At 40.0% G+C, this 15,488-nt stretch carries 13 protein-coding genes; 10 read left to right on the forward strand and 3 right to left on the reverse strand.

Annotation, left to right across the window (positions count from 1 at the left end):
* The first annotated feature begins 85 nt into the window (after positions 1-85).
* From B0169_RS03700 to B0169_RS19210, 4 genes are all read left to right on the forward strand, one after another.
* On the forward strand, positions 86-1,273 hold the full coding sequence (locus B0169_RS03700; protein ID WP_077284621.1) for a DEAD/DEAH box helicase: 1,188 nt from the start codon (positions 86-88) through the stop codon (positions 1,271-1,273).
* A 116-nt stretch (positions 1,274-1,389) separates the two neighbouring features.
* Positions 1,390-1,641: a DUF2999 family protein gene (locus B0169_RS03705; protein WP_077284622.1), complete on the forward strand. Its 252-nt coding sequence runs from the start codon at positions 1,390-1,392 to the stop codon at positions 1,639-1,641.
* Positions 1,642-1,911: 270 nt separating this feature from the next.
* Complete coding sequence (locus B0169_RS03710; protein WP_077284879.1) at positions 1,912-2,163, forward strand: TIGR03643 family protein; 252 nt, start codon at positions 1,912-1,914, stop codon at positions 2,161-2,163.
* A gap of 203 nt (positions 2,164-2,366) precedes the next feature.
* Complete coding sequence (locus tag B0169_RS19210) at positions 2,367-2,543, forward strand: hypothetical protein (RefSeq protein WP_158077043.1); 177 nt, start codon at positions 2,367-2,369, stop codon at positions 2,541-2,543.
* A 180-nt stretch (positions 2,544-2,723) separates the two neighbouring features.
* Here the strand turns inward: B0169_RS19210 and B0169_RS03715 are convergent, their stop codons facing one another.
* Together B0169_RS03715 and B0169_RS03720 are read right to left on the reverse strand one after the other, a co-directional pair.
* Complete coding sequence (locus B0169_RS03715; RefSeq protein ID WP_077284623.1) at positions 2,724-3,386, reverse strand: peptidylprolyl isomerase; 663 nt, start codon at positions 3,384-3,386, stop codon at positions 2,724-2,726.
* A gap of 515 nt (positions 3,387-3,901) precedes the next feature.
* Positions 3,902-4,978 carry a M61 family metallopeptidase gene (locus tag B0169_RS03720; protein ID WP_085328657.1) on the reverse strand — a complete coding sequence of 359 codons (1,077 nt, stop codon included), beginning with the start codon at positions 4,976-4,978 and terminating at the stop codon, positions 3,902-3,904.
* Between the two features lie 339 nt (positions 4,979-5,317).
* On the opposite strand from B0169_RS03720, the gene B0169_RS03725 reads away from it, so the two are divergent.
* Both B0169_RS03725 and B0169_RS19340 read left to right on the forward strand, forming a co-directional pair.
* Complete coding sequence (locus B0169_RS03725) at positions 5,318-6,145, forward strand: SDR family oxidoreductase (protein WP_077284625.1); 828 nt, start codon at positions 5,318-5,320, stop codon at positions 6,143-6,145.
* A 137-nt stretch (positions 6,146-6,282) separates the two neighbouring features.
* Positions 6,283-6,459 carry a hypothetical protein gene (locus B0169_RS19340; protein WP_164474793.1) on the forward strand — a complete coding sequence of 59 codons (177 nt, stop codon included), beginning with the start codon at positions 6,283-6,285 and terminating at the stop codon, positions 6,457-6,459.
* A gap of 54 nt (positions 6,460-6,513) precedes the next feature.
* On the opposite strand, the gene B0169_RS03730 is transcribed toward B0169_RS19340, so the two are convergent.
* Positions 6,514-7,596, reverse strand: coding sequence for an AraC family transcriptional regulator (locus B0169_RS03730; RefSeq protein WP_077284626.1), 1,083 nt, complete (start codon positions 7,594-7,596; stop codon positions 6,514-6,516).
* A gap of 188 nt (positions 7,597-7,784) precedes the next feature.
* On the opposite strand from B0169_RS03730, the gene B0169_RS03735 reads away from it, so the two are divergent.
* The 4 genes from B0169_RS03735 to B0169_RS03750 all read left to right on the forward strand — a co-directional run bounded on the left by B0169_RS03735 (position 7,785) and on the right by B0169_RS03750 (position 15,312).
* Positions 7,785-9,377, forward strand: coding sequence for an FAD-binding oxidoreductase (locus B0169_RS03735; protein ID WP_077284627.1), 1,593 nt, complete (start codon positions 7,785-7,787; stop codon positions 9,375-9,377).
* A gap of 30 nt (positions 9,378-9,407) precedes the next feature.
* Positions 9,408-11,207 (forward strand): glycerol-3-phosphate dehydrogenase/oxidase, encoded by a 1,800-nt coding sequence (locus B0169_RS03740; protein WP_077284628.1) that lies wholly within the window; start codon positions 9,408-9,410, stop codon positions 11,205-11,207.
* The gene (locus B0169_RS03745; protein ID WP_077284629.1) at positions 11,204-12,835 is read left to right on the forward strand and encodes an FGGY-family carbohydrate kinase; all 1,632 of its coding nucleotides are present in this window, start codon (positions 11,204-11,206) and stop codon (positions 12,833-12,835) included. The genes B0169_RS03740 and B0169_RS03745 overlap by 4 nt, the downstream gene beginning before the upstream one ends.
* Before the next feature lie 128 nt (positions 12,836-12,963).
* Positions 12,964-15,312 (forward strand): alkaline phosphatase D family protein, encoded by a 2,349-nt coding sequence (locus B0169_RS03750; RefSeq protein ID WP_158077044.1) that lies wholly within the window; start codon positions 12,964-12,966, stop codon positions 15,310-15,312.
* The last annotated feature ends 176 nt before the right edge of the window (positions 15,313-15,488 follow it).

Consider the following 15,488-nt stretch of genomic DNA (forward strand, 5'->3'; position numbering starts at 1 on the left):
ATTAATGCTATAATCGCCACTAATATTGAGAGAGCTAGATAGTTCACCTCATGAGCTTGTATGTATAGAACTGAAGAGATTTTTAATGCCATTTTCCAAATTTGGATTGTCAGCCCCAATTATAAACGCGCTAGCTGATTTAAAGTACCTTGAAGCGACTGAAATTCAAAAACAAGCTATACCGGTTATTTTATCAGGTAAAGATGTTATCGCCGCAGCGCAAACTGGCACAGGAAAAACGGCCAGTTTTGTTTTACCTTTGTTAGAGAAATTAAGCGCTGATGAAGAATGTCACTTACGTGGTAAACGTGTTCGTGTGCTGATTTTAACACCGACGCGTGAGTTAGCTGTTCAAGTGGAAGCAAGTATTGCGCAATACGGAAAATACCTGAATATCAGCTCTATGGCGATGTATGGCGGTAAAGAAATAGAGCCGCAGAAGCAACGTCTGATTTGGGGCATTGATATTTTGGTTGCTACGCCAGGTCGCTTACTTGATATGGCACATCAACGCGCTGTAATTTTTGATCAGCTTGAAGCGTTTGTGTTAGACGAAGCAGACCGCATGTTGGATATGGGCTTTATTGACGACATTAATAAGATCATCGAACGGCTACCAGAGCAACGACAAAATTTATTATTTTCTGCCACTATTTCTGATGATATTAGAGCTTTAGCCAAAAGGACTATTCATCATGCGACTGAAATCTCTGTTACTAAAAACCAAGCGTCAAAGCCTAAAATAACGCAATGGCTGGTCACAGTCGACAAAACTAATAAGTCGGCGCTGTTAAGTTATTTAATTAAACAACAGCAATGGCAGCAAGCTTTAATTTTTATTGAGACAAAACATGGCGCAGCAAAACTGGTTAGCCAATTGGAAAAGCGTGGCATTAAAGCAGAATCAATTCATAGTGGTCGTACTCAAGCTGTACGTGAACAAATATTAACTGACTTTAAAGCCGGTAAGATTAAATTTCTTGTCGCTACGGGTATTGCCGCGCGCGGTATTGATATTGGCGAACTAGCGCGTGTGGTTAATTATGATTTACCTGACAAGGTTGATGATTATATTCATCGTATTGGTCGCACCGGGCGTGCAGGTAAAAGTGGTGAAGCGGTTTCTTTTGTTGCTAAAGACAACTTTAGAAATTTATGCGCCATTGAAAGCCGGTTAGGGCATATTATTGAGCGTAGAGAGTTTGACGAATTTCCGGTTAAAAAAATTGTGCCGCTGTCGATTTTAAATTATGTACCAAAAAATAAGCGTTAGTATTTTAATCATGTAAGTTTGAATGTTGGTTTTAAACCTTGGCTTTGAACACAGATGTTAATGATAATAACGTGTAGAAAAATGAGTAAACAAACCCGTAAGAAATAGGAAAACAGATGAATCCAATTATTGCAATTTTGAAAGAACACAACATTAGCGATGAACAAACCAAAGCTGTATTTCAGGCATTAACAGAAAACCCGTTAATGGCAATGGCAACCGTGCAGCAATTAGGTATTCCACAAGAGAAATTACAAGCTATGATGATGTTATTAATGCAAAACCCAGCATTAATTAAAGAAGCTGTTGATGAGTTAGGGCTTGATTTTAGTAAAGTTGAAGCCGCCAAAGCAGCATTGAATAAGTAATTTGTTAAGTAAATACTGTTGAAGGCGTGACAATATTTGGCAGTATTTACTCTTGTTTAGCTGTAGTAAGGCTTTACAAAGGTGGTGTACACTCATTTAATTAGCAAAAAAGTTGAATAATCTACGCCATCCGAAACGTCTAAGTTATCAGTAATCAAAATATCACCATTGCCCCTCTTATTATAAATTAATCGGTATAAATACCGGTTTGTTGATCTAAAAATGTTTCATACGCGTATTTTCAGATTATTCATCGATAAAAATTATGCAATGAGATTATCCCAAGAAAGTGAATCACGAGTTATTGAAATGGCCTGGGAAGATAGAACGCCATTTGAGGCGATAGAGCTACAATTTGGTCTGAATGAGTCTGAAGTTATTCGGTTTATGCGCAGTCGACTGAAATTACGTAGTTTTAAGCTTTGGCGCTCGCGCGTAACAGGGCGTTTAACCAAGCATGTAAAGCTTCGCAGTAAAGATGTCTCAAGAGGTTATTGTCCTTCTCAATACAAACATCGTTAAAAATGCGAGATATTTTTAGCTGACGCTGGCCACAACGCTATTAAATCAACAAAGCGACAAACGGTTGTTAACTGTTTTTTTCGCACGAATATTTCAATAACCTATTTACGTAAAGCATGGAAGCTAGATTTTATCGCTTGTCTCGCTACCAAGTGTTCAGAATTTGATAAAATCGAAAACGCATTAACAAGCGAGTGGCATTGATGAAAATGTTGTCACTGTTGCTACAACATTTATTAGATGATCATAACGCTAATGCGTATTTTGCTCATAGAGAGAAAAATAAAACGGCGAAGCTATTGGCTAACTCAGTTACAGGGCGAGTATTTGCTTTCATATTTATTGGCGCGGGTGGTCTTTTAGCTTCAGTATCAAAGTAAGTTATAGCTAGCTAATCGATAACCTTTAGCAGGGGATTGTAGTTATGCTGTTTAATGGCATGCCTCCTCGTTATATTGAGGAGGCGATAATGTCGACTTGCGGTTTTATTGCTTTGTCACGCTTTGATTGTGCTTACTGTGAACAGCTGCTAGCGAAGTACTCCACCTTGGTAGTTTACGCTATTCAATACGAATAGTGGCCTTGATAATTTTGACTGCTTTTTGTGTGCGACCTGAGCGGCTACCTAAAGCTTCTATTGCAGCTAATGTGGTATCTAAGCCCTCGACCACTTCACCAAAAATAGTATGTTTACCGTCTAACCAAGGTGTTGCTTTAAAGGTGATAAAAAATTGACTACCATCAGTATTCGGACCAGAGTTTGCCATGCTCAATAATCCCGCTTTATCGTGGCTTAATGAGTCATCAAATTCTCCTGCATATTTATAACCAGGGTTACCGGTACCGTTACCTAATGGATCGCCTCCTTGTGCCATAAAATCTTTGATGACACGATGAAAAATTAAGCCATCATAAAAGCCTAACTGTGTTAAATACATTGTGCTTGTTGCATGCATTGGGGCAGTTTCAGGAAGTAGCTTTACGACTAACTTTCCTTCGCTAGTGTCTAAATCCCAGAAATATTGCGCTTGAGGATTAAATTCGACTACCTCTGGTTTTACTAATTGGGTTTTCCAGTTGTCTTGGCTCTTATCTATTTTTTGTTTTTCAACATAAGCATTTACCGCCTTCATTGCGGGGTCTGGATCAGAACAGCCGGTTATTGTCAGTAATAAAGTTGTTACTAAGGTAATGTAAATAGATGATAAGTAGCTTTTGGGCATGGGTATTCCTTCAACGTGGCGAGCAGCGTACTTTTTAGCTGCAATTAAATTTAGCAATAGCCGACAGGGTAGTTAATTATGTGCTGTTGGGCAACAGTAATTTTAAGGCACGGAACTAGAGGCTGTTGATTTTTGACTTCATAGCGCTGTAGCACTTGAAAAGGGTATCTGAGGTGCTCCATATCTTGTTTAACTACTCTAAATATGTATGAAGCAGCAAAGAGTACCGCTTTTTCAAAGTATTTTAAGTCGCATAAGTAATCTAAGTAGCATAAGTAATCCAAGTCGCATAAGTAACAGTAACGAGAGTAGCTTAAGTTATTTAACCTGAAATCTCGATAATGCGTGCTTGATATTCAAGTGAATCAAAAGCATCTATGGCAAACTTTCAATCGAGCATCGTCGAAAATGGTTTAAAAACTAGTTCACATACATCTCGCCTTGTCATCTCAACAATCAGCGAATAGCAGAGGCTGCAATAAAAGCTCTATCGCCATAAAGGAATTTAACAATGCTTAGCGAGCATTTTTACTGCTCAGTTTTGACAAGCCGATAAAAATAGCGCGTCGCTGTGTGTTATATATAGCTTGGTCATTTATGCTGATTTGTCCGTTGATAACTTCCACACCTAATGAACGTAATGGAGTTAAATAATCAGGAATAGCATAACTTGCTGAAAACTCACTGAGTAACGAGGTAAATATTTTGCTTTCAGTTAGTTGGTCTAGCTTGTGAGCTATTTCAGTGGCACTGAGGTAACGATCGAAACAGCATGCTTGTAACTTTGCTAAGGCTAGATCTAATGAGTAGGGGATGGCGTTTTTTTGGGCTAATGCTCGTAGAGCAATATCAGCTTTGAGCCAATACAGGGCTCCACTCCAATAAATTCGCATATAATTACGGTTTTCACCAATGTGATCACTCAGGTAATCAAGCCTTTGATGAGCATAGTTTTGTTGTTTATTACCACGCTCGAAGCCATCATACAGTTTTTGCCATAACGTTTGTTCGTCAAACATACCAACTCTAGCTTGAGTAATATTTTGGTAGTAACTGGCTAATCCCTCAGAGAACCATCTTGCATCACCTGCATCGTAAGGTATCAGTAAATGGCTAAATTCATGGTAAATTGTCCAATCTGCTTTTAAAGCCTCAAGACTACTATCAAGATTAACAACTAACGTTACTTCAGGTGGTGAATATCTATTAACTTCCCCCCAAGGCACGGCACCTTTACCGCCCTTACTGGCTTTTATAATGGTGACGAAGTCTTCAACAGGTAATTTGCCATATACCAGCCGTAAGGCTTTACGTGCGTGGTTAGCCCAAGTGTAAAGTTTAGCTTTTTTATCTTCAGGAATGTTGGCTGCAAAGTTAATCGTATAAGATTGATTAAGACTATTTTTTATTGTTGATTTTGACTCACTTTGTAAGAGCCTATCATCTTTGAAGCCAACCACTTCAAGCTCATCACCTATGTGATTTAAGTCAATGTTATGTGAGTGAGCACTCATGGCTGTAAGGCCAATAGAAAGTAAAACAAGCAAGATAAGGTAAGAAGAAACACCAAGGTAAGGCTTGAGTATATTCATGAGCGAGTGGCTTTTGTTAGCGTTATTCATTAACTTATTTATAACCTTATTTTTAGCAAGAAGGCAGTAAGCTTTGCATTTAATATGTAACAACGGGTTGCACATGCCAAAAATACTCACTCTATCAGCTTGTTAATATTGACCGCATGTTGTAATTCAAGGGGGAAATGAACGCTAGGCTGCAGCGCTCAAGTCAATTGTGTGCTGATATGATTACGGCTTATTTTTTGGCAGTTTTACTCTTACAACAATAATGTAATTAAGTTTGTCTGTTAGTTCTCAAGGCCAAGATTATCAAGTAAGCTACGGGTTATCTGTTTTTCATTTTGTCTTCACTTTATGTCAACTCAATCTATTTTAATTACCGGCTGCTCATCAGGTATAGGTTTACATGCTGCGCTTACGTTGTCGGCACGTGGCTATCAAGTATTTGCGACAGCTCGCAATCCGCAAGATGTTGCTGAGCTGCAAGCTAAAGGCTTAACTGCTTATCTACTTGACTTAACTAGCACTGAAAGCATTGCACAAACGCTTGCAAAAATACTTGAAGAAACGGGAGGAAAGTTAGATTTTTTATTTAATAATGGCGCTTATGGGCAACCTGGCGCGCTAGAAGACTTACCTACACAGGCACTAAAAGCGCAGTTTGACACTAATGTTTTTGGTTGGCATGAATTGACTCGGCAAGTTATTCCGGTGATGCGCCAACAAGGTCATGGCAGGATCATTCAATGTAGCTCTGTATTAGGCTTTGTTTCTATGGCCTATCGTGGCGCTTACAACGCCTCAAAATATGCAATAGAAGGGCTAACGGATACTTTAAGGTTAGAATTGAAGGCGGCTAATATTGCGGTGGTATTATTACAGCCAGGTCCTATCAATACACAGTTTCGTGCTAATGCCTTAACGGCATTTCAAAGTAATGTTGATATAAATAACAGTGTCCATAATGCACAATATCAACAGCAAATCGAGCGTTTAACCAGTGAAAAATCAAATGCAGCGTTCACCCTAGAGGCAATTGATGTGACTAAAGCATTGATACATGCCTTAGAAAGCAAGCGCCCTAAAGTACGTTACCGCATAACGACACCAACCAAAATTTTTGCTGTGCTTAAGCGTTTATTGCCATCGCGTTGGTTAGATCAGTTATTAGCAAAAGGCTAACGGTTAATTAAGGTGACTTTTGAAGGCTATTAGCGCAATAAACATCACTTTAGCGAGTGCTATTGAGTTGTTAAGCAGTCACTTAAGCAGCCAGTTATGCAGTCAGACATGTGGTTAGTTATGGAAGGAATATTGTTATGAAAGAATCAGTGGATGAGCTTAAGAGAGAAGCTAAAGCTAAATTATTGTATTGGAATAATATAAAAAGCAGTCGAGTCAAAGTGTTACTCATTGTGCTGTTTTTAGGGGTGATCGGATTAAAAATTTTCACCACCGTATTAACTTTTGACTGGCTAGCTAGCTTATTCAGTTAAACAGATGCTTTATATCTTAACAAATGTCTTTGTGTAAAATATGTAAGTAGCATGCTAGCACTGATTATTTATAAGAGTTTTCCTATAGTCGCCTGGGGTTTGCTGAGTGAGTTTATTAAACCAACGATAAAAAGATCTTGGTTCGGTAAAGCCCAGTTCAATACTGATTTCATTCAGGTTCAATTTACTTGCGGCTAAATGTGTTTTTGCTAACTGAAGTCGCGTTTCATCGAGTACGGCTTGAAATGTTATCCCTGACGCTGCTAAGCGCCGTTGTAAGGTTTTAGCGCTCATAGCAAATTGCTCGGCAATGTCTTGTTGATGAAAATTACCGCTTTTAAGCGACTTCGCTATGCTATTTTTTAGTTGAGTCGCCATATCGATTTCTGTTGTTAGATCAGAAATTAACGCTTGAGCATGACTCTCCAGTGTTGATAGCAGTTGTTGGTCACCTTTATTTAAAGGTAACGATAATAAAGTTTTGTCAAAAATAATGGCATTTTCTGCTTGCCCGAAACGGACAGGGCATTTAAATACGGCTTGGTATTCATTTTGTTGACTCAACGCTGGTTTATGTCGACTAAGTAGTATTTCACTTGGGTTACTGGCTTGGTTGACTAAATAACGTGCAAAGGTTAGCCAAGAGCCTAGACAATTGTCGATCATGTGGCGCTTAACATTTGGCTCAGTAAATTGGCAATGCCAGCTAATTTTTACCTTATCACCTAAATCGGCAAAGTTGGTAGTCCCCATATCACCAACCAATTTTTCAAACGGTTGAATTTTGGTGATAGCTTGCCCTAAGTTTTCACAATTCATTGAGATATAGCCCAACACACTATAAGAGCCAGGTTGTACATGTTTTGCCGTGTGTAAGCCAAATAAGTCATCAGAAGATTGCTCAATTAATAAAGCAATTAACTGCTGAAAGTGTAGCCCGGAAATATGCTGGCTATTATCAGAAAGTAGGGCTAGATCTAAGCCAACACGTTGACAAATATCATCTATATCAAGCTTTTGCTCAGCGGCTAATTGCAAATATTGTTTAACTGCGGGTACAGAGGCTTGTCCTAGGTTTTCATCTAAGTCAGTTAATGAGCTGTTTTCGGCTGTTTTTACTTTGATCATATTGGTCATGAACTATGTTTTAGCTATTTTTCAGTGTTTTAGGTTTAGGTCTAGGTCTAGGTCTAGACAATTTAAGGCTGTTTAGCTTTGTCCTAAAATGTCACCTTGACTGTCTTTTTAGGACATTTCACCCTTACATGCTTCGTTTTATCATAACTAATAGATAACTAACAGTGAATTAATCGCAAGGTAGTAACATGAGACGTTGGAATGGCTGGGGTGATGAAAGCACCTCAATGGATTTACCACAGTCGGCAGGGGCATTTCTAAAGCAATTAGTAGGGCAAGGTAAGCCTCTTAACGATGTTGGCTTAGCTGAGGTCATTAACACTGTGCCTCAATCACGTTTAACAGCACATCGATTAATATCGACGGATGCCGAGCAGCGCGTGCGACATGCCAAAGGGCAGTCTTTACCTGACTGGTTAGCGATGCACAGTGGTGAAATAAATTGCTTTCCTGACGGGGTTTGTTTTCCAGAGAACTGCCAAGATGTTAAAGATATTTTGGGTTACGCAAAAGCGCACAATGTTGAATTAATTCCTTATGGTGGTGGCACTAGCGTTGCTGGCCATATTAATCCTAAAGTGTCTGAACGAGCGGTGTTAACCGTTAACATGAGCCACATGAATCAACTGCTAGATTTAGATGAGCAAAGTCAAATAGCAACTTTTGGCGCGGGTACACCCGGCCCGATGGTTGAAGCTCAATTATTAGCGCGTGGTTATACTTTGGGACATTTTCCGCAATCATTTGAGCTTTCTACTATTGGTGGCTGGGTTGCTAGTCGCTCAAGCGGGCAGCAGTCATTACGATATGGCCGTATTGAGCAGTTATTTGCTGGCGGGAATATTGAAACCTTTACTGGTTCACTTGATGTACCTACGTTTCCAGCCTCATCTGCCGGCCCAGATTTACGTGAACTACTGTTAGGGTCAGAAGGGCGCTTTGGAATTTTAACGCAAGTAAAGGTGCGGGTAAGTAAAATACCCGACGTGGAAAAATTTTCTGTAATTTTCTTTCCTAATTGGCGTGCTGCAAGTCAGTTTTGTCAACAAAGTGTTCAACAGCGTATTGCCTTATCTATGTTAAGAGTCAGTAATAGTGTTGAAACCCAAACTCAGCTTAAACTTGCGGGTCATGAAAATGCAATAAAATGGCTTGAACGTTATTTGTCATTGCGCGGTTGTGGCGATGAAAAGTGTATGTTGACCTTCGGTTTAACGGGTACCAAGCAGCAAATAGCAGCCAGTAAAAAACAGTTAAACCGCTTTGTAAAACAATTTAACGGGGTTAGCACCGGCGAGCTATTAGGCAAAAAATGGCAAGCCAACCGTTTTCGCTCACCTTACCTGCGAGATGCGTTATGGCAACAAGGTTATGTTGTTGACACTTTTGAAACGGCAACTGACTGGGGTAATGTTGATAATTTAATGACTAAAGTTGAAACCGCAATACGTGATGGTTTAACGGATGAGGGCGAAAAGGTTCATGTTTTTACTCATTTATCGCATGTTTATAGTCAAGGTTGCAGCTTATACACCACTTACCTTTATCGAAATGCTGACTCTTACCAAGCGACACTTGCTCGTTGGCAAAAGCTAAAGCATCAAGCTAGCGATATTATTGTTAATAACGGCGGCACAATTAGCCATCAGCATGGTGTCGGTAAAGATCACGCACCTTATCTTGCAGTAGAAAAGGGTGAATTAGGTATGAAAGTACTTGAAAACCTAGCGGCGCATTTTGATGCCAACCAACAGTTAAATCCAGGTACATTACTTGAGTAGTTTGCTGCCATTGTTTGAGGATTGGCTAATATGAACAGCGCAGATAACCTTGCACAACCCTTAGCTCATGAAAATAATACTGAAGTTGTTTCGTTAACTGTTGGCGAGCTTGGGCATAATGTTTTAATGACGCGCGAGCAACGTATTAATGATATCAATGCTTCGTCTTGTTGGGACATGGTGATTATTGGCGGCGGTATTACCGGCGCAGGTATCTTGAAAATTGCCTGTCAAATGGGCTTAAAAGTGTTATTACTTGAGCAAAAAGACTTTGCTTGGGGGAGCTCAAGCCGCTCTTCAAAAATGGTTCATGGTGGTTTACGTTATATGGCGCAAGGTCAGCTAGCGCTGACACGAGAGTCAGTGACTGAACGTCAACGTTTACTTGCACAGGGTGAGCCTTTAATTAGTCGGCAAAGCTTTGTTATGAGTCATTATAAGAAAGTTTTCCCGGGTCCTTGGGTGTTTAATAGCTTGTTGTCTTGTTATGACTTTATCGCTGGTGCCAAACAACATAAATTTTGGCCTAAGTTGCCCTATCAGCTACTAGCACCTAACGTGGCAGAGCATAGTTTACTTGGTGGTACCCAGTTTTTTGACGCTTTAACGGAAGATGCACGATTGGTGCAAAGGTTGATTCAAGAGTCTTTACATTTAAAAGGCCAAGCGCTTAACTATGCCAAAGTGACTAACCTTGCTGTCGGTGCTAAAAATAATCAAATTACCGTCCAGATGCAAGAGAATGAACAAGCGATAACACTTAATGCCAAAGTAGTGGTAAATGCTTGCGGGGCTTGGTCTAAACTACTACAAAGCACAGCTTTAAAAACAGATGTGTTAGGTTCTGATATATTGCCACCTGAGCAAAAAGAAAATAATGACACTGGTCAACAAGCTAAAAAAACAGCTTTTAGCATGCGACCGCTGCGAGGCAGTCACTTAGTGATTGCTAATTGGCGTTTACCTGTGGCCAGTGTTATTTCTATTCAGCATCCGGTCGATAAAAGGCCGGTGCAAATATACCCTTGGCAGAATGTCACCTTGGTCGGCACCACGGATGTTGAGCATCATCAAGATATGTCGTTTGAAGCCAAAATTAGTCAAGATGAGTTTGACTATTTACTTGCAACAGTTAAGCAGCAATTTCCGGCTGCTAACATTACTCAAAACGATATTATTTCCACTTTTGCAGGTGTAAGGCCCGTTATCAGCACAGGTGGATCGCTTGAGCCGTCAAAAGAAAAGCGTGAGCATCACATTGAACAGCATCAAGGCGTAATTAGCGTAACCGGCGGTAAGCTAACCACCTTCAGATTGATTGCTGAGCAAGTATTAAATAAGGCCTGCCAGTATTTGGCAATGAACAATCTTAAGCAAAAAGCCATACTGACTAAGGCACTTGAGAATGCTTGTCAGCAACCAATATTGTCGCAGGATTCTTCAAACTTATCGTCATCAATTCAACAACATGTGCAGCAGCAAATACAAGCCTGTTATGGCGAGTTTAGCCATGTATTTGTTAATGCCAGTGCAAAAGCCCATCTTAGCCCGATCCGCTATAGCCGACACTTATGGGCTGAGCTGATTTGGGCTGTGCGTTTTGAGCAAGTACAACACCTTGACGATTTATTACTACGACGCACTCGACTTGGCAATGTGCTACCAGCTGGTGCACGTGAGTTATTGCCAGACATTAAAGCACTTTGTGCTCCTTATTTGTCTTGGAATGAAGCTAAGTGGCAAGCCGAAATAGCCCGATACTTATCTTTATGGCAACAGTCTTATAGTTTGCCTGATGATGAAATTACCACAGAGCAAGGCAGTTTATGATAAATACTAGCTCATCAAAAAACGCTTCAAAAAAAAATGCAGTAAATAAAAATCAGAATAGCGATTCTCGTGATGATTTGATCTTAACCATAGATAACGGCACACAAAGTGTGCGTGCCTTGTTATTTGATTTACATGGCAATTTAGTCGCTAAAAATCGTATTGAACTTGAAGCCTATTTTTCTGCAAATCCGGGATGGGCCGAACAAAGTGCTGATTACTTTTGGCAGATGCTAGGTGAGTGTTGCCAACAACTTTGGCAGCAAAATGAAGTCATTAACAAAGGTTATCGTGAAAAAGTTAGCGCGGTTACCATTACCACACAACGTGGCACTGTGATTAATTTAGATAAAAATGCTAAACCGTTGCGTCCGGCTATTCTTTGGTTGGATCAACGTTTATCTAAACCCACTCAAGTTATGCCGTGGTACTGGCGATTAGCATTTTCATTAATCGGCCAAAGTAACGTTATTGATTATTTTCGTCGCAAGGCACAAGCCAATTGGCTAGCACAATACCAACCTGAAGTTTGGCAAAAAACCGATAAGTTTTTATTACTGTCAGGTTTTTTTACACATAAATTAACTGGCCAGTTTAAAGATTCGATCGGCAGTATTGTGGGTTATCTGCCGTTTGATTACAAAAAGCAGGCCTGGGCAAAAGCTTGGGATTGGAAATGGCATGCTTTGCCCGTAAAAAGATCTATGTTGCCTACGTTAGTTAAGCCAGGTGAAAAGCTTGGGCATATCACTGCGGCGGCGGCTAAACATACCGGTATACCTGTCGGCACAAGTCTAATCGCCTCGGCCTCGGATAAAGCTTGTGAAGTGTTGGGCTCAGGTTGTATTAGCCCAGAGACTGCTAGTTTAAGTTATGGCACTACCGCAACCATTAATACTAACAATGTTAATTATGTCGAGCCACAAGCGTTTATTCCACCTTATCCTTCAGCTATACCAGATAATTTCAATAGTGAGGTGATGATCTATCGCGGCTTTTGGATGGTCAATTGGTTTAAACAAGAGTTTGGTCAAAATGAGATAGATAAAGCGCAAGTGTTAGGGGTCAGCGCTGAGAGTTTATTTGATCAACTCGTTGCCCAAGTGCCGCCAGGCTCAATGGGGCTGATGCTCCAACCTTATTGGTCACCGGGTTTAAAAAACTTAGAAGCAAAAGGCGCAATTATTGGTTTTGGTGATGTGCATACTCGCGCCCATATTTATCGCTCTATTTTAGAAGGGTTAGCGTACGCGTTACGAGAAGGTAAAGAAAGCTTAGAGAAGCGACAAAAGTGTAAAATTACCCGTTTAATTGTTTCTGGTGGCGGCTCACAATCGGATGCCGCTTTACAATTAACGGCTGACATTTTTAATTTACCGGCTCATCGTCCACATACCTTTGAAACTTCAGGCTTAGGTGCTGCTATTAATGCCGCAGTTGGGCAGGGCTATTTTGATAGTTATCAACAAGCAACCGCGGCAATGACTCGTATTGAGCAGAGCTTTTTACCTAATCAAACTAATGTGCAGTTGTATAACAAATTGTATCAGCAAGTGTATCGAAAAATGTATCGACAATTAAAACCTATTTACCAAAGTATTAAAAAAATAACCGGTTATCCAGAATAATACAAATAAATTATTTTATTGGTAAGGTATTGATAAATTGTCATAAATAAAACTTATCATGCCATAAGCATTAAAGTGAGTCGTAAAAATGATAACAACAATTAAATATGAGTAGGAAGGACCTTAATATGAGTTATACCCGTCGTAAATTTATTAAAACCATAGCCGTTAGTGCCGGCGTAGTCGTGACCTCAAGCTTAGTTGGTTGTGGTGGCTCAGATAAGAAAGCTGCTGTGGTTACGCCTGAGCCAACAGAGCCGAGTATTTTAGATGGTAGTCAATATTTTCCTCAATCTGTGGTATCCGGCGACCCTAAAGCTGACTCGGTTATATTATGGACCCGTGTTGATGATGGCTCAGGTGCTGATACTTCACTTATGCTGCAAGTGGCAAATGACGAAGCGTTTGCCAATTTAGTGGTTGAAGAAAGCTTTGATGCACTAGCTGCCTCCGATCATTGTTTAAAAATTCGGGTCACTGCACTCGAAGCTGGGCAACACTACTACTATCGTTTTATTTATCAAAGTGGTGGTAAAAATTATACTAGCCGAACTGGGCGAACCAAAACGGCTGCTGCTATAGATAGTGATAGTAAAGTAAAATTTGCTTATGTTTCATGCCAAGATTATATCGGCCGTTATTTTAATAACTATTTATCACTGCTTGATAATGACGATTTAGATTTTGTCGTACATTTAGGTGACTATATTTATGAAACTACCGGTGATGCATTATTTCAATCAGTAGGTGGTGCTCGTACTATCGAGTTTACCGACCAAGCAGGGGCGCTTACTTTAGGGGTCGGTGATAACAAAAGCCAAGCAGCGAACAGCTTAGATAATTATCGTCAACTTTATAAAACCTATCGCACAGATGAATTATTACAACGGGTGCACGAACGTTTTCCAATGATAGCTATATGGGATGATCATGAGTTTTCCGATGATAGTTGGGGGGACCGAGCTACTTACTTAGATGGTGCTGGCGATGAGCAGCAGACTCAACGCAAGAAAAATTCAGAAATGGCTTATTTTGAATATATGCCTATTGATCATGAACAAGTACATAGCGCTGCCGAATTAGCAGCAGGTACGTTGGCTATTACTGATGAACACTTGTTCCCTAATACCCGTATTTATCGAGACTTTCAATTTGGTCAGCATTTGCATTTAGCCATGACAGATTTTCGTACCAATCGTCCAGATCATATTCTGCCTGAAGATGCTTTTCCGGCAACTGTTGCGATGGACCAAGCAACATTAACTGGATTTTTATTGGGCACAGGCATGGCACAGGCTCAGGTTGAGGGTATTGTTAGCCAAATGTCACCTTATATTGATATTGATAATGCAGCGTTTGCGCCGTACAAAGCGACGTTTTTAGAAATTTTTACTGGTCTTTATATGCAAGAGTTACTTGCACGAGTTGAAATAACACAAACTGAAGCACTTGCACAAGCACAGCAACGTGCGGTGGCCGCAATACAAGGTAATTTAACCACAAGTTACTTGAATCAAGTGTTGAGTAGCGCAAAAGCAAGTTTGCCTAGCGAGCATCCGATCCAAATGCTACCGGCATTACCCGAGGTTGGAGTTGCACAAGGCCTCGCTTTTTATACCATGGGGAAAACTTCATTATTTAATTTTATTGGTAGCCGTTATCTTGTGGTTAAAGATACCTATGATCTATATGCGGGGTATTTAGAGTATGTGGCTAACTTACAAGGGACTTCAGTGCAAAGTGGCTTTGACGCAGCGCAAACCGAATGGCTTGGACAAACCTTCGCCACCTCAACTAGCACATGGAAAATGCTAGGTAGTTCTGTGTCGTTTTCACCGTTGATTTTTGATTTATCAGCAAATCGAGCTGATACCGGCATAAGCTTGCTCGAAGAAGTATTGAACTCTGATGCACTTCCTGCAACTTTAAAACAACGGTTTTATCTAGAAGCCGATCAATGGGATGGTTTTCCGCAATTTAAATCCTCGTTTGTTGATAACGTTATGAGCCAGTTTGGTGTGATCAGCTTAGGCGGTGACATTCACAGTAGTTATGTCACTGAGCATAAAGCCAATAATGTTACTGGTAAAAAGTCGTTTAACTTTACTACGTCATCGGTATCGTCAGGAACTTTTGGCTCATTTTTAGAAAATGGTATGCAGCAAATATTCTCACAATTGGGCGAGGTACCTGAAGCACTTAGCGGTTTACCGTTCTACTTTGATCCGTTAGTGCGCAGTGCAACCAAACGTGATGATATAACTGATGACATGGTTTTTTCTCGGATGTGGGAACATGGCGTTGCTATTGTTGAAGTTGATGCTGAACAGGTATTAGTTAGCTTTCATAACACGGGTAGTGAATTTCATAACATGGATACGGTGACTCGTAACTACTACCATGATGCTGATAACTTTCTCTCAAAAGTTCGCCTATATCAATTTAAAATCAACGACGGGGTATTAACACAGCTATAGCCTTTTAACTTTTGATATAATAAATAAAAAGTTCGCATCTGCGAACTTTTTTTGATCTAACTAATTAAAAAATATCAGCAAGAAGTTAAGCTAGCAAATAGTGTATAAATTAACGCAATAAATAGCGTAATGATTTTAGTACTTAGTAATTTAAATTCAAAAAAAAGTGTTTAAAA

This window comes from Cognaticolwellia aestuarii, assembly GCF_002000025.1.
Taxonomy (GTDB): domain Bacteria; phylum Pseudomonadota; class Gammaproteobacteria; order Enterobacterales; family Alteromonadaceae; genus Cognaticolwellia; species Cognaticolwellia aestuarii.

Bases quoted from the DNA above. Each gene is read 5' to 3' on its own strand.
- B0169_RS19210 (WP_158077043.1), top strand. From the start codon at position 2,367: ATGAAAATGTTGTCACTGTTGCTACAACATTTATTAGATGATCATAAC.
- B0169_RS03705 (WP_077284622.1), top strand. From the start codon at position 1,390: ATGAATCCAATTATTGCAATTTTGAAAGAACACAACATTAGCGATGAA.
- B0169_RS03720 (WP_085328657.1), bottom strand. From the start codon at position 4,978: ATGAATATACTCAAGCCTTACCTTGGTGTTTCTTCTTACCTTATCTTG.
- B0169_RS03725 (WP_077284625.1), top strand. From the start codon at position 5,318: ATGTCAACTCAATCTATTTTAATTACCGGCTGCTCATCAGGTATAGGT.
- B0169_RS03750 (WP_158077044.1), top strand. From the start codon at position 12,964: ATGAGTTATACCCGTCGTAAATTTATTAAAACCATAGCCGTTAGTGCC.
- B0169_RS03735 (WP_077284627.1), top strand. From the start codon at position 7,785: ATGAGACGTTGGAATGGCTGGGGTGATGAAAGCACCTCAATGGATTTA.
- B0169_RS03730 (WP_077284626.1), bottom strand. From the start codon at position 7,596: ATGACCAATATGATCAAAGTAAAAACAGCCGAAAACAGCTCATTAACT.
- B0169_RS03700 (WP_077284621.1), top strand. From the start codon at position 86: ATGCCATTTTCCAAATTTGGATTGTCAGCCCCAATTATAAACGCGCTA.
- B0169_RS03745 (WP_077284629.1), top strand. From the start codon at position 11,204: ATGATAAATACTAGCTCATCAAAAAACGCTTCAAAAAAAAATGCAGTA.
- B0169_RS03710 (WP_077284879.1), top strand. From the start codon at position 1,912: ATGAGATTATCCCAAGAAAGTGAATCACGAGTTATTGAAATGGCCTGG.
- B0169_RS03740 (WP_077284628.1), top strand. From the start codon at position 9,408: ATGAACAGCGCAGATAACCTTGCACAACCCTTAGCTCATGAAAATAAT.
- B0169_RS19340 (WP_164474793.1), top strand. From the start codon at position 6,283: ATGAAAGAATCAGTGGATGAGCTTAAGAGAGAAGCTAAAGCTAAATTA.
- B0169_RS03715 (WP_077284623.1), bottom strand. From the start codon at position 3,386: ATGCCCAAAAGCTACTTATCATCTATTTACATTACCTTAGTAACAACT.